The following is a 12,491-nucleotide window of genomic DNA, read 5'->3' as shown; positions in this document are numbered from 1 at the left end:
AGCTTCGTTTACACTCTGACTGATGCGAGCAGTTCGGTATCGTTTCAGTGATAGGATGGTGCGGAAGAATAAGAAATGGATATAACAATGAATAAGTTTGAAATTGAAGGTCAGCAACTTGCTTACCTTGATAAAGGTGATGGTCCAGTATTACTGTTTGGTCACAGTTATTTGTGGGATAGCCAAATGTGGGCGCCACAAATTGAAGTTTTAAGCCAGTCATATCGTTGTATTGTGCCAGATTTGTGGGCACATGGTGAGTCAGAAGCGGCCCCTGCATCGACACAGTCATTAGTTGATTATGCACAACATATGTTGGCGTTGATGGATCATTTGGATATTGAAGAGTTTTCTGTAGTGGGCTTATCTGTTGGCGGCATGTGGGGAGCGGAACTGACGGCTCAAGCACCGCAACGTGTGAAATCACTGGTATTGATGGATACCTTCATTGGCTGGGAGCCAGAAGTTACGTATAAAAAGTACTTTGCAATGCTTGATACCATTAGCCAAGTCCAAGCGGTGCCTGCGCCAATTATTGAAGCCGTTGTGCCGCTGTTCTTTGCCAACAACGTCGATCAGGATAACCCTGAACTTGTCGCTTCATTCAAACGCAGTTTAGAAGACCTCAACGGTGAGCGTGCGGCGGAAGTGGCTCGCATTGGTCGTATGGTGTTTGGTCGCCGTGATGTGATTGAAGATTCGGAAAAATTTGCTCTGCCGACGTTAATTGCAGTGGGCTGTGAAGATAAGCCTCGCCCGGTTTTCGAATCGTATTTAATGAAAGACTGTATCACGGGCAGTGAGTTGGTAGAAATTCCGCAAGCGGGACACATCAGTTGTTTAGAACAGCCGGAGTTCGTCAACCAAATGTTGTTGAACTTCCTGAATCGAGTTCATGCATAACCAATGCATCCCTCTTTAAACGAAAAACTCGGCATTAAGCCGAGTTTTTTTGTGTCAGTTTCTTTTCGCCGATTTTTGGCTCGTCGCCAGACAAAAGCCGCCGAATATTTTGATGATGCTTAAATACGATTAAGCAACACAGCATAGCAACAGGTAACGTGTATTGCGGTTTAAACATCCAAGTATAAAACGGAGTGACCAAAACCGTGACGAGAGCCGCTAAGGATGAATAGCGGAATAGCGCGGCTACTGACAGCCAAGTTAACATCACTAATCCTGTTAAGTCCAAACCAATTGGAGCGATAGCGCCAAGCGCGGTTGCAACACCTTTTCCGCCTTTAAAGTGGAAAAAGATGGGGTACATGTGCCCAAGACAGGCAGCAATGGCGATGACGCCAAGAATGATAGGGTCGATACCAAGAAAGTATCCGCCCCACACGGGGATGGTGCCTTTGAGCATATCGCACAACAAGACTGAAACAGCGGCTCCTCGTCCGCCAATACGCAATACGTTCGTTGCTCCAGGGTTGTTGGAGCCTACACTGCGTGGATCTGGCAGTTTTAAGAGTCGACAGATCAAAACCGCACTGGAAACCGAACCCAGTAAATAGGCGGCCATTGTCATTATCAGTGCCAGTGCGTCCATAGAAGTCCTTGATGGATTGGAATTTAATGCTCGGTTCCCGCGTAGTTGCTATCATACCTCGAATTCACATAATGCAGAAATCCTCACTGTGATAGAGCTTGCATTATGTGATTTCTTGTATATAAAGATGCTTTCGCAGTTTATACCTAAGTAACATTGTGATGACCCAAGTAAATGTTACTTAGGTATAGAATACTACGATCAAATTACCCCTCACGGGTATCCGACCTCTGTAATAGAAGGACATAAGATGGCTCTGGATAAAGTTTTTATTGAACAATTAGAAGTAATCACCACGATTGGCGTGTACGACTGGGAACAACAAATTAAACAAAAGTTGGTTCTGGATATCGAAATGGCGCACGACAACAAGCCTGCGGGTAAAAGCGATGATGTGCAAGATGCGTTGGATTATTCACAAGTGAGTGAGGCGGTACTGAGCCATATTGAAAATGGTCGTTTTCTGTTGGTTGAACGTGTAGCCGAAGAAGTGGCAGAGCTTATCATGCAGCGTTTCTCTGTGCCTTGGGTGAAAATCCGTTTAGCAAAACCTGGTGCCGTGCCACAAGCTCGCGCTGTTGGTGTCGTGATTGAGCGAGGTCAAGCATGATCACCACCTATATCGGTGTTGGTACGAATGTAGAAAGAGAGCAACATGCGCTCGCTGCGTATCAGGAGTTGCTACAGCTTGGAGAAAGTCTCCTCGTATCGCCGGTATATGAATGTGAACCTATTGGCTTTAGCAGCCAGAACTTCTACAACTTTGTCGTTGCAATGCGTACCGAGTTGTCATTAGAAGAGTTGAGTCATCAGCTACGTGAGATTGAATTTAAGTGGGGACGCGAAGAAAATGCGCAAAAGTATCAGGATCGAACACTGGATCTCGATATAGTGTTGTTCGGTGAATGTGTCTCCAAGAAAAAACCTGAGCTACCTCGCAGTGATATCTACAAATATCCTTTTGTCACAAAGCCTCTGTATGATCTCGAACCTCAATTAGTGATCCCAGGCGATGGACGCACAGTCGCAGATATTTGGCATGCAATGCAGCCAGTCGATTCACTCAAACCTGTTTCGTTTTCATTTTTAATTTGAGTTGTTTACATGAGTTATTTTGAAGCCTTTATTCTGGCTCTGATTCAGGGTCTGACAGAGTTTTTGCCTATTTCGAGCTCTGCCCATTTGATCCTGCCCTCCGCCATTTTGGGATGGGAAGACCAAGGTCTAGCCTTTGATGTTGCTGTTCACGTCGGTACATTAATGGCGGTAGTGATCTATTTTCGCCATGAAGTGATCACTCTGTTCCAGGCATTATTTGCTTCGATCTTTAAAGGAGATCGGAGTAAAGAAGCAAAACTTGCTTGGATGATCGTGATCGCCACGATTCCAGCTTGTGTGTTTGGCTTGTTGATGAAAGACATCATTGAAGTGTATCTACGTAGCGCTTATGTCATCGCGACCACAACGATCGTATTTGGTTTGTTGCTTTGGTGGGTAGACAAAAACGCTAAGTTGGTTGCGGATGAATACCAAACGGGTTGGAAGAAAGCCGTGTTTATCGGTATTGCCCAAGCCTTAGCGATGATTCCTGGAACGTCGCGTTCAGGGGCGACCATTACGGCTGCACTTTACCTTGGCTTTACTCGAGAAGCGGCTGCGCGCTTTTCATTTTTAATGTCGATCCCGATCATTACATTAGCAGGTAGCTACTTAGGCATGAAGCTAGTGACCAGTGGTGAACCTGTCCATATTGGTTTCTTGCTGACTGGTATCATCACATCGTTTATCAGTGCGTACATCTGTATCCACTTCTTCTTAAAGATGATTTCACGCATGGGCATGACACCGTTTGTGATTTACCGTCTGATTCTAGGTTTCGGCTTGTTTGCGTTCTTGCTTAGCGCATGATAACGCGACGGATTGGCAGCTTGCTTAACCGCAAGCTGCATACCTAAACCACAACGTCATTCTGAACAGCGACGAAGGAGCGAGGTTCAGAATCTTCTCCTCTTAGTTTCTTATGGCGTTGGCCATTTCTAAAACTTCCCTGCGTGCTGATGTTAGATTCCCAGTCTCGCTAAGGCTCGCTGGAATGACCTGGCATGAATACAATTCGGTTAATTAATCTGAGCTCAGATCATTTATTCAAAGCGACTCTTACCGCTTCAATCCGTCTCTTTTCTTGTTCATCACGTATTGCCGGGCCTTTAAATCCATCCTTAATGATGCTCTGAACATCTACGGCGGCTGCGGCTTGATAAGCGCGGGTAAAAATCTCAGCTTGAGGATAAGGCTTCTCTTCTAACCCTTTTCGACCTGCATGGTCAGCCTGACAACATATTAAAATATCTTCTAAGCGCTCAGCTTTGCGCCACACATCGAATTTGTTGAGTATTTTTATGATGGTTTGCGGCTTTAACTCGGCCGCACGATGGATATTGGAGTGCTGTTCGCACACCATCAAGGCTAAATCACGAAACTCATTCGGTACACGGACACGTTCGCACAGCTTTTTGATCAGTTTTAACCCTGTATGACAATGCATTTTGTGGCTTGGCCATTCGCTCTCTGGTGTCACCCCTTTGCCCAAATCATGCACTTGGGCGGCAAATCTGACGGGGAGTGAGTCACTCAGTCTTGCAGCTTGCTTTGCTACCATCAAAGTATGGATGCCCGTATCGATTTCTGGATGCCATTTTTCTGGTTGAGGTACGCCAAATAGTGCATCAATTTCAGGTAAAACAACGGCCAATGCACCACAATCTCTTAGAACCGATAAGAAGATATCAGGGCGAGGGGTGGAGAGGGACTTATGCCATTCTTGCCAAACACGCTCGGGAGTCAGTGTGCTCAGCTCCCCAGACTCTGCCATGTGGCGCATTAAGCGCATGGTTTCGTCGGCAACCGTAAAGTTTAGATCAGCAAGCTTTGCTGCGAAGCGAGCGACACGTAAAACGCGTAGAGGGTCTTCGACAAAGGCGTCTGAGACATGGCGTAGGAGTTTATTATTGAGATCTTTCTGGCCGCCGTAAGGATCATGGAGCTTACCTGCATCATCCATTGCCATTGCATTAATGGTTAAATCACGACGAATTAAATCCTCTTCTAAGGTGACACTTTGATCAAAGAAACACTCAAAGCCAGTGTAACCAGAGCCTGATTTTCTTTCTGTTCGCGCAAGTGCATGTTCTTCTTTACTTTTTGGGTGCAAAAATACAGGAAAGTCTTTACCAACGGCGGTGTACCCTTGGGACAGCATCATCTCGGGAGTCGCACCTACGACCACCCAGTCGTTGTCATAACTATCAATTCCGAGCAATTTATCTCGAACTGCGCCACCTACTAAATAAACTTGCACGAATTACCTCTTAATTTATTGATATGCCGTTGGACATTGTAGCAAGCAATGGTACTTTTCTTTACTCCCGAGAGTAGATGCAGCTATGTTTATATTATATCTGACTATTCCCTGGTGGTTTTTTAGCTGGAGAGCCTAATGTATAAGGACTTTTTTGGGTTTGTAGAACAACCATTTTCGATTGTTCCAAACTCGCGTTATTTGTATTTAAGCCAACGTCACAAAGAGGCAATCACACATCTCCAAGCCGGGTTAGGCGATGGCGGTGGTTTTGCTATGCTTACTGGCGAAGTGGGTACAGGCAAAACGACCGTCGCAAAAGCGATGCTGGCGAATTTAGGTGATAACACCAAAGCGGGTCTGATCCTGAATCCCACGTTTTCGAGTCGAGACTTGCTCGAAGCTATTTGCGATGAATTCAAAATTACTTATCCGCCAGATGCAAACCTCAAACAGCTAAACCAAGTGATTCACAAATACTTGCTGCGTAATTATCGCTCAGGCTGGCAGACATTGCTGGTCATTGATGAGGCTCAACACCTTGCTGCCGACGTTTTAGAGCAGTTACGTTTGTTGACCAACTTGGAAACTGATACCAGAAAACTGCTCAAAGTGTTGTTGGTCGGACAGCCTGAATTACAGCGGCTATTACAAACGACGCAACTACGCCAGCTCGCTCAGCGCATTACTGGGCGTTATCACTTGTTGCCGTTGGATGAAAAAGAGACAGAAGATTACATCGCGTTTCGATTACATACGGCAGGTGGTGACCAGCAACTGTTTAATCGTGCTTCTTGTAAACTCATTGCCAAATACAGTCACGGCATCCCGCGCTTGATTAATCTTATCTGTGATAAATCTCTCAACATCAGTTATCACCAAGGTAATGTGGTGGTGGATAAGCAAACCGTTCAGCAGGCTTGTGAAGAGGTGATGCAGTTTCAGGCAGATATTTATCAGCAAGATAAAAAAGAGCGCCGTACTTTCCGCTGGCCTGCTTGGGGCTCAGTCACGGTGGGTCTTATTGCGGCATTAGGTACGGGGTGGGCGGTCGTGAATTATATGCCAGCTCAAGCAACGTCAGTGTTGGCGCAAGTGACCGCACCAAGAGAGGATCCAACGCCAATAGTCGTCAACCAACAATTGACAGATGATCAGCGTGACTTATTGTTAGCACAAAAACAGTCGAATCTCGCCGTGAATGATTTGTATCGTTTGTGGGGTTATCAAGCATCGGTTCGCGACAATCTTTGTTTGTCAGAGCCCCAATCGACCATGCGTTGTGAGCGTAAAATGGCGACCTGGCCGCTGCTGATGCAACAAAATCGCCCTGTAATTTTGGAGTTGAATTATCAAGGTGATGTTGGGTATGTCATTTTGTACGCCGTCGGCAATGACAAAGTCGAAGTGCTCAATGGTAAGCAGCGTCTGCGTCTGCCTATTTCGTGGCTAAAGCCGATGTGGCAAGGCAATATCATTGAACTGTGGCAAGCACCGTTGAAAGAGACATTACGTTTAGACATGGAAGGTCCTGCGATCGAAGTATTAGACCGATTATTAGCAGAAGCGGTAAGTGAGCCACTGCTTGAAACGTCTATTTTTGATGGTGCGATGAAAGAGCGCGTTGAGTTATTCCAACGTTGGCAAGGTATCGGGGTCGACGGCATTGCAGGTAAGCGAACGCTAGATCGTCTTCAACAAAACGTGCAGCCAGATGCGCCTCAACTGGCACGAATCGAGAAGGAGGACGCATAATGTCAGCCATGAAACATATTGGTTTGTTCTTGTTGCCGATCACCGTTGCTGCAATCGGAGTTGCTTGGTATTTAGATCTCCTTACGCCTCATGCTGAAGCTAGTACTTCCGCCCCTAAGGCTAAGATGGAAGCGGAACAACCGTTCAAAGCATTGGACTATCCTGAAACTACTCAGTTGGCGCTATTGCCAAGAGAGTGGCCAAGTGCAGAACTGTCTCGTGATTTTGGTACGTTTGCAACATCTGATGAATACGTGAGTAATACAGCAAACAAAGACGAGATAGAAACATCTGTATCAACTCAAGGCTCTTCAGTAGTTGAAGAGGACCTAGGTTTGTCTCTGGACGATCTTGACTTGTCCTCATTATCTCCTGATTTGGCGCGAAAGGTCGAAAATGCGTTATCCCGAGATGATACGTCTTCACCACAAACGGTGCGCGTGAACGATTTAGAGCGCAACGCTCACCAATGGCAAGGGCGTTTACCTGCGCTCAATTTGCAAACTCACATGTACGCCAGTGATGAAAATCGCCGCTGGGTGAAGATTAACAATGTTGAATATCATCAAGGAGACGTTGTTGATGGGCAGGTCACATTAAGGGAAATACAACCGCAAGCGGTGATTGTCGAGTTCCAAGGTGAGCAAATTCGTATCCCAGCGTTGTATGAGTGGAAAGGGTAGCCGTTTTTTATAGTAAATCATCAAGCCAGCGAGGTATGTCGCTGGCTTTTTTGTTTCTCATAAGGTCTTTTTTATCTATTTGAGTGATGATTTTTAGGGACTCACACAAGCTAAATATAGCTTTTCTCAGTCGTTTAAATTACATCAATATCAGTCATGTATTAGTAGAATAACTCCAGTCAGCGTTGTGTAAAAAAACGCCATATTGACGAACTTCGTCATCACGACATGGTCCACGTTAGACCCCATGAAATAACAGGAGTCTACACAGAGACACATGCGTATTCTGATTTTTTCTTTAAGTGTTGTTGCGTCGTTAAGTTACGCAGCAAAGCCGACCCCTTTCCCTATAACACCAGATAATAACGGACAAGATTTTATGGTCAGCGCGACCAACCCTTACGTGAGCAGCACTGGTTATTCAGTATTGAAAGAGGGCGGGAACGCCGTTGATGCTATGGTCGCGATGCAGATGGTGATGTCTGTGGTTGAACCGGATATGACGGGAATTGGCGGCGGTACTTTCGCGCTGTTTTATCAACATGACAAGCAGAAGTTTTTAGCCCTTGATGGACGAGATGAAGCGCCGTCTAGCGCTCACCCTGAGATGTTTATTGAAAATGGGAAAGCACTCAGCCGCGATGAAATTTTGGGGCCTCGCTCCGTTGCAGTGCCGGGCACCTTGCGTCTACTTTATTCCACTCATGAGCAATACGGCAAATTACCATGGTCTGAGTTGGTTCAACCTGCGATTAAGCTCGCGCGTGATGGGTACGCGATGAACAGCTATACCTATGATATCGTCGTGCGAGAGCAATCCCGTTTGGCTCGCGATCCAGAAATTAAAGCCTTGTATTGGCAAGATGATGAAGTGAAGCCAACAGGGACGTTAATGAAGAACCCTAAAATGGCTGAGACGCTAGAGAAAATAGCCCAGAAAGGCGATCGCTATTTGTATGGTGGTGCACTTGGTCAACATATTGTTGATACGGTGAATCGTCGTATTAACGATCAGCATGAGAAATTGTCGTTAGAGGACTTTAAAAACTATCAGGTGAAATCTCGCGATATTATTGAAAGCGATTATCGGGGCAGCAAAATCGTTTCGTTTGGTTACCCGGCCTCTGGCGGTGTGATGGTTGCTCAAAGTCTGAAATTGCTGGAGCCGTACGATATATCTCAGATGGCATTAACGGATGTAGAGCCTTGGCGTTTAATGACCGAGGCGATGCGCTTAGCAAAAGCCGATCGTATTGCGTATGCCGGAGATCCGGATTATGTGGAAGCGCCAGTTGAACAGTTGTTGTCTAAAGCCTATCTAGATCAGAGACGTGATTTAATCCCTGATAATGGCACCTCAAAAGAGAATCCAAAAGCCGGACAGATAACGCAAACTCAGTATGCGCAATATCAAGGCTTCGAGAGCAAAGATACAGGGCACATTTCTATCGTTGATAGGGAAGGTAATGCGATTGCTATGACCAGTACCGTTGGCACGGGAATGGGAGCTGGTGTCATGGTTGATGGCGTTATCTTGAATGCACAAATGGCAAACTTTTCACCTCAACCAACGCTTAACGGTAAGCCTACTCAAAACTCGATTGAAGCGGGTAAGCGTCCACGCTCAGCCATTACGCCATTAATGGTGATGGACGGCGATGGCAATCTGCGCTTAGTGGTCGGCTCGCCGGGCAGTTCGCAAATTCCGGGGTATGTACTCAAAACCGTGGTTGGGGTACTGGATTGGAAGTTATCAGCGCAAGACGCCATTGACCTACCAAATATCCAGTACGGCACCAAGATAGACCGCACTAAGCCGTATGACCCAACAGGCTTGCTAGTGGAGAAGAAAACCTTCGCAGAAATGTTGGTGCCGGAGTTTATGGAGCTTGGCTACCCAGTACACGTTGTTCCAGTGGTAAGTGGTTTGAATGCAATTGAGCTAAAAGATGGCAAGCTTTATGGCGCAACGGATCGTCGTCGAGCGTCTAGTTCAATGGGTGAGTAGTGCAGATTTCCGTAAAACTAAGCAAACAAAAAAGCCAGTCGAATATCGACTGGCTTTTGCATTCTTTTTTATAGATAAAAGGGCGAAGGATTTATGCCCAACCCGCAGGTGAACGTTTTCTACGAGGCATGACATGCGGAAGAATCAAACCAAATAGCAAACCTAAACCTGCAACACCGCCGCCATAAGTGAAGTACTTAAGCAGCATGTCGTCTTTTTGTGTATCCAGTTTAGCGCGCAGCTCGCGGTTTTCTGTTTCAACAGAAGTAAGCTGATCGCTGATCTCAGAGTATTTATTCTCAAGATCGGAAATTTGTTGGTTACGCGTTTCTAGAGAGGTAACAAGGCCGGCTTTCTCTGCATCAGAAGTTTTACGAGCGTTAGCAAGCTGCTCTTTCACTTCTGCTAGCTCTTTCTCAATGCGAGGAAGGCGAATCGCCATGCTTTCTTGGTTTGTCACAAACTTGCTTTGTACCCAACCAGTACGACCGCGGTCATCACGAACTTGCGTATAGCCAGTATCTCGGTTGGTTTTAATCAGTTGTACTTTAGAACCGGCATTAACACTACCAATAATACGGTAGGTGTTATTTGGACCTGAGTGCATAAAAGTGAAGAGGTCATCAGAAATATAACGGTCTGCTGCTAGGGCCGCTGGCGCTGCTAGCAAAGTAAACAAAACCGTGATGATTAGTTTTTTCACAGTAAATCCCTTAACGATTTTTCTTGGAGACAGCGTTGGCACCGAATGATTGGAGCCGGAAATAGACGAATAGTATGCAGTTTCAAACTTCGGTGCAACAAAGAAGGGAGGCAAAGCCTCCCTTTCTGTGCGTTTGAGTCAATAATGACAAAGCGCTTACATTCTATTGACGAGTGTCTTAAGCGAACATCGCTTGAAGTCCGTAGAAGAATACAACGGCCAATAGTGCACCTGCTGGTAGTGTAACGATCCATGATGCCACGATGTTACGAACCACGCCCAGGTTTAGTGCCGCGATACCACGAGCAAAGCCAACACCGAGAACCGCACCAACCAATGTTTGAGTGGTTGAGATTGGCAGACCAGTACCAGAAGCTAGAACAACAGTACAAGCGGTTGCTAGCTGAGCTGCAAAACCACGGCTAGGAGTTAGCTCAGTGATACCTGTACCAACGGTTGCCATTACTTTGTGACCCAGTGTCGCAAGACCGACCACGATACCAATACCACCAAGAGGTAGAATCCACCAAGCGATGGTGCTTTTCGTGCTGATTTCGCCCATGTGTTCAACAGTCGATACTACAGCAGACAGTGGACCAATGGCGTTTGCAACGTCGTTTGAACCGTGTGCAAATGCCATTGCACAAGCGGTGATAACCATCAGAACGCTGAAGATACCTTCCACGCCAGAAAAGCTGCGGTCTTCTTCGCGATTAGCGAATTTTTTCTGGATGTATACGTAGCCGCCAACCATCACGAGTGCTGAAACTGCTGCTGCCCACATCCAAGCTTCGCCATTGGTTAGGTGAAGACCAACGTGTTTTAGACCTTTTTTGATAGTTACAAGTGCAATCACCATTGTTGTGATGAACATGTAAACAGGAACAAAACGTTTGGCGTTGAATAACGGGTTCTCAGTATCAAAAATCAGACGTTGTGCGCTGACAAAGATAACGTAAGCAAAGAAACCTGAAATCACTGGTGTAATAATCCAGCTACCAACAATGCCTTGAACGCTGCCCCAGTCAACCGCTTCAGTACCTACTGATACGCATGCAAAACCAATGATTGCACCGATGATTGAGTGAGTCGTAGATACTGGCCAGCCCATGTAAGAGGCAAGAAGTAACCATGTACCCGCAGCCAAAAGAGCAGACATCATACCGTAGACAAGAACGTCAGGTTGACTAGCAAATAAAGAAGTTTCGATTACACCTTTACGGATAGTGTCGGTTACTTCACCGCCTGCAAGGTAAGCACCTGCAAATTCGAAGATCATCGCAATGATGATAGCTTGTTTTACGGTTAGCGCTTTTGAACCTACTGATGTACCCATCGCATTAGCAACGTCGTTCGCGCCAATACCAATCGCCATCATGAAACCAAAAATCGCTGCAACAATAATCAGGACAGTGCCGTAGTTCGCAAGGATATCCATCGTAATACCTAGTTGTTTTATAACAAGCGGAACAAAATTTTACGCGCGCCAAACCATAAGACGATGAAAATAGTCATCGTCCCTATGACACGTGTTCATTATGCTCTTCGTTATGTCGTTAACTTTATGTTTTAAGATCGAGATAGCATGACTTCCAAACGAGCACCTACGCGCTGCGCTTGGTCGGCAATACCACCTACCCATTCAAGAATCTTGTACAAGAACATGACATCGATAGGGTTCATGTCAGACTCAATCGCCATCAACTGTTGACGAAGTTCAATCTGCATAGCATCGGTATCATCTTCGATGACATCTAATTGATGAATCATTTCAGCGACGAGCGTCACTTCACGACCTTTGAAGCCGGTTTCTAGCAATTCATCAAGTTCATTGATTACCTTTTGCGCCTGATCGGCCGCATCAAGACAACGTTGAACGTAAGCGAGGAAGTTTGGTTGGAGAGCCTCAGGAATGACAAGTTGACGACCATATACACGGCCAGCAATGTCTTTTGCCAGGTTTGCAAGTTTGTCCTGCTGAGTCAGAAGCTCAAGCATGTCAGTACGGTCTACTGGCATGAACAAACCGCGAGGCAGTTTTAGACGGATTTCACGTTTCAGCACGTCCGCTTCTTTCTCTAGGTGAGAAATTTGTGCACGGATTTCAGATGCTTTTTCCCAGTCACCCTTTGAAGATACTTCAAAGAATTTCACCAAGTGTGAACAACATTCGTTGACACACACAACGTGGCGTTGCAAAGGCTTAATTGGGGACTTTGCAAATAACCCCATAATTGTATTTACTGGCATGGTCATTCAACCTAATAACTATAACCTTAAAAAAACATACACCATTTCTGAGTGCTTGGCGAAATGTTGAACGATGGCTATAAAGGCGCGCATGGTAACGCATTAAATCGCTCATTAAAACTGTTTTAGATCATCATTCCGGCGATATTTCTCTCTTGCCGTGCGAGAAATTACGCAATATCCTG

Annotated in this window: 12 protein-coding genes; 7 read left to right on the top strand and 5 right to left on the bottom strand. The window is 45.8% G+C overall.

Going from position 1 to position 12,491, the window contains the following annotated elements; genetic code table 11:
* The first annotated feature begins 87 nt into the window (after positions 1–87).
* The gene (locus tag L3V32_RS15330) at positions 88–903 is read left to right on the top strand and encodes an alpha/beta fold hydrolase (RefSeq protein WP_237284645.1); all 816 of its coding nucleotides are present in this window, start codon (positions 88–90) and stop codon (positions 901–903) included.
* A gap of 34 nt (positions 904–937) precedes the next feature.
* Here the strand turns inward: L3V32_RS15330 and plsY are convergent, their stop codons facing one another.
* The gene (plsY, locus tag L3V32_RS15325) at positions 938–1,549 is read right to left on the bottom strand and encodes a glycerol-3-phosphate 1-O-acyltransferase PlsY (protein ID WP_005379857.1); all 612 of its coding nucleotides are present in this window, start codon (positions 1,547–1,549) and stop codon (positions 938–940) included.
* Positions 1,550–1,799: 250 nt separating this feature from the next.
* On the opposite strand from plsY, the gene folB reads away from it, so the two are divergent.
* The 3 genes from folB to L3V32_RS15310 are packed head-to-tail and all read left to right on the top strand — an operon-like array spanning position 1,800 to position 3,457.
* Complete coding sequence (gene folB / locus L3V32_RS15320) at positions 1,800–2,159, top strand: bifunctional dihydroneopterin aldolase/7,8-dihydroneopterin epimerase (RefSeq protein WP_005395977.1); 360 nt, start codon at positions 1,800–1,802, stop codon at positions 2,157–2,159.
* Positions 2,156–2,644 (top strand): 2-amino-4-hydroxy-6-hydroxymethyldihydropteridine diphosphokinase, encoded by a 489-nt coding sequence (gene folK, locus L3V32_RS15315; RefSeq protein WP_012841141.1) that lies wholly within the window; start codon positions 2,156–2,158, stop codon positions 2,642–2,644. Before folB ends, folK begins: the two co-directional genes overlap by 4 nt.
* Positions 2,645–2,653: 9 nt before the next feature.
* The gene (locus tag L3V32_RS15310; RefSeq protein ID WP_006743204.1) at positions 2,654–3,457 is read left to right on the top strand and encodes an undecaprenyl-diphosphate phosphatase; all 804 of its coding nucleotides are present in this window, start codon (positions 2,654–2,656) and stop codon (positions 3,455–3,457) included.
* A 229-nt stretch (positions 3,458–3,686) separates the two neighbouring features.
* On the opposite strand, the gene L3V32_RS15305 is transcribed toward L3V32_RS15310, so the two are convergent.
* On the bottom strand, positions 3,687–4,907 hold the full coding sequence (locus L3V32_RS15305; RefSeq protein WP_237284644.1) for a multifunctional CCA addition/repair protein: 1,221 nt from the start codon (positions 4,905–4,907) through the stop codon (positions 3,687–3,689).
* 138 nt (positions 4,908–5,045) lie between these two features.
* Here L3V32_RS15305 and L3V32_RS15300 point away from each other — a divergent pair, with 138 nt between their 5' ends.
* The 3 genes from L3V32_RS15300 (at position 5,046) to ggt (ending at position 9,353) form a co-directional block, all read left to right on the top strand.
* Complete coding sequence (locus tag L3V32_RS15300) at positions 5,046–6,662, top strand: ExeA family protein (RefSeq protein ID WP_237284643.1); 1,617 nt, start codon at positions 5,046–5,048, stop codon at positions 6,660–6,662.
* Positions 6,662–7,345 carry a general secretion pathway protein GspB gene (locus L3V32_RS15295; RefSeq protein ID WP_237284642.1) on the top strand — a complete coding sequence of 228 codons (684 nt, stop codon included), beginning with the start codon at positions 6,662–6,664 and terminating at the stop codon, positions 7,343–7,345. The genes L3V32_RS15300 and L3V32_RS15295 overlap by 1 nt, the downstream gene beginning before the upstream one ends.
* Positions 7,346–7,622: 277 nt before the next feature.
* Positions 7,623–9,353: a gamma-glutamyltransferase gene (gene ggt, locus L3V32_RS15290; protein ID WP_237284641.1), complete on the top strand. Its 1,731-nt coding sequence runs from the start codon at positions 7,623–7,625 to the stop codon at positions 9,351–9,353.
* A 91-nt stretch (positions 9,354–9,444) separates the two neighbouring features.
* Here the strand turns inward: ggt and L3V32_RS15285 are convergent, their stop codons facing one another.
* The 3 genes from L3V32_RS15285 to L3V32_RS15275 all read right to left on the bottom strand — a co-directional run bounded on the left by L3V32_RS15285 (position 9,445) and on the right by L3V32_RS15275 (position 12,306).
* Positions 9,445–10,056, bottom strand: a complete 612-nt coding sequence (locus L3V32_RS15285) for a TIGR04211 family SH3 domain-containing protein (RefSeq protein ID WP_031780509.1) — start codon at positions 10,054–10,056, stop codon at positions 9,445–9,447.
* A gap of 178 nt (positions 10,057–10,234) precedes the next feature.
* Positions 10,235–11,494: an inorganic phosphate transporter gene (locus L3V32_RS15280; RefSeq protein WP_005395948.1), complete on the bottom strand. Its 1,260-nt coding sequence runs from the start codon at positions 11,492–11,494 to the stop codon at positions 10,235–10,237.
* A gap of 131 nt (positions 11,495–11,625) precedes the next feature.
* Positions 11,626–12,306: a TIGR00153 family protein gene (locus L3V32_RS15275; RefSeq protein WP_031780508.1), complete on the bottom strand. Its 681-nt coding sequence runs from the start codon at positions 12,304–12,306 to the stop codon at positions 11,626–11,628.
* Positions 12,307–12,491 lie beyond the last annotated feature (185 nt).

It is taken from the genome of Vibrio sp. J2-4 (assembly GCF_021728155.1).
In the GTDB taxonomy this organism is placed as follows: domain Bacteria; phylum Pseudomonadota; class Gammaproteobacteria; order Enterobacterales; family Vibrionaceae; genus Vibrio; species Vibrio diabolicus.
The sequence above is the reverse complement of the archived record's forward strand: the minus strand, read 5'-3'. Positions and strand labels throughout refer to the sequence as shown.

Excerpts from the sequence above, each read along its gene's own strand:
- L3V32_RS15330 (WP_237284645.1), top strand. The coding sequence starts at position 88 with ATGAATAAGTTTGAAATTGAAGGTCAGCAACTTGCTTACCTTGATAAA.
- plsY (WP_005379857.1), bottom strand. The coding sequence starts at position 1,549 with ATGGACGCACTGGCACTGATAATGACAATGGCCGCCTATTTACTGGGT.
- folB (WP_005395977.1), top strand. The coding sequence starts at position 1,800 with ATGGCTCTGGATAAAGTTTTTATTGAACAATTAGAAGTAATCACCACG.
- folK (WP_012841141.1), top strand. The coding sequence starts at position 2,156 with ATGATCACCACCTATATCGGTGTTGGTACGAATGTAGAAAGAGAGCAA.
- L3V32_RS15310 (WP_006743204.1), top strand. The coding sequence starts at position 2,654 with ATGAGTTATTTTGAAGCCTTTATTCTGGCTCTGATTCAGGGTCTGACA.
- L3V32_RS15300 (WP_237284643.1), top strand. The coding sequence starts at position 5,046 with ATGTATAAGGACTTTTTTGGGTTTGTAGAACAACCATTTTCGATTGTT.
- L3V32_RS15295 (WP_237284642.1), top strand. The coding sequence starts at position 6,662 with ATGTCAGCCATGAAACATATTGGTTTGTTCTTGTTGCCGATCACCGTT.
- ggt (WP_237284641.1), top strand. The coding sequence starts at position 7,623 with ATGCGTATTCTGATTTTTTCTTTAAGTGTTGTTGCGTCGTTAAGTTAC.
- L3V32_RS15280 (WP_005395948.1), bottom strand. The coding sequence starts at position 11,494 with ATGGATATCCTTGCGAACTACGGCACTGTCCTGATTATTGTTGCAGCG.
- L3V32_RS15275 (WP_031780508.1), bottom strand. The coding sequence starts at position 12,306 with ATGCCAGTAAATACAATTATGGGGTTATTTGCAAAGTCCCCAATTAAG.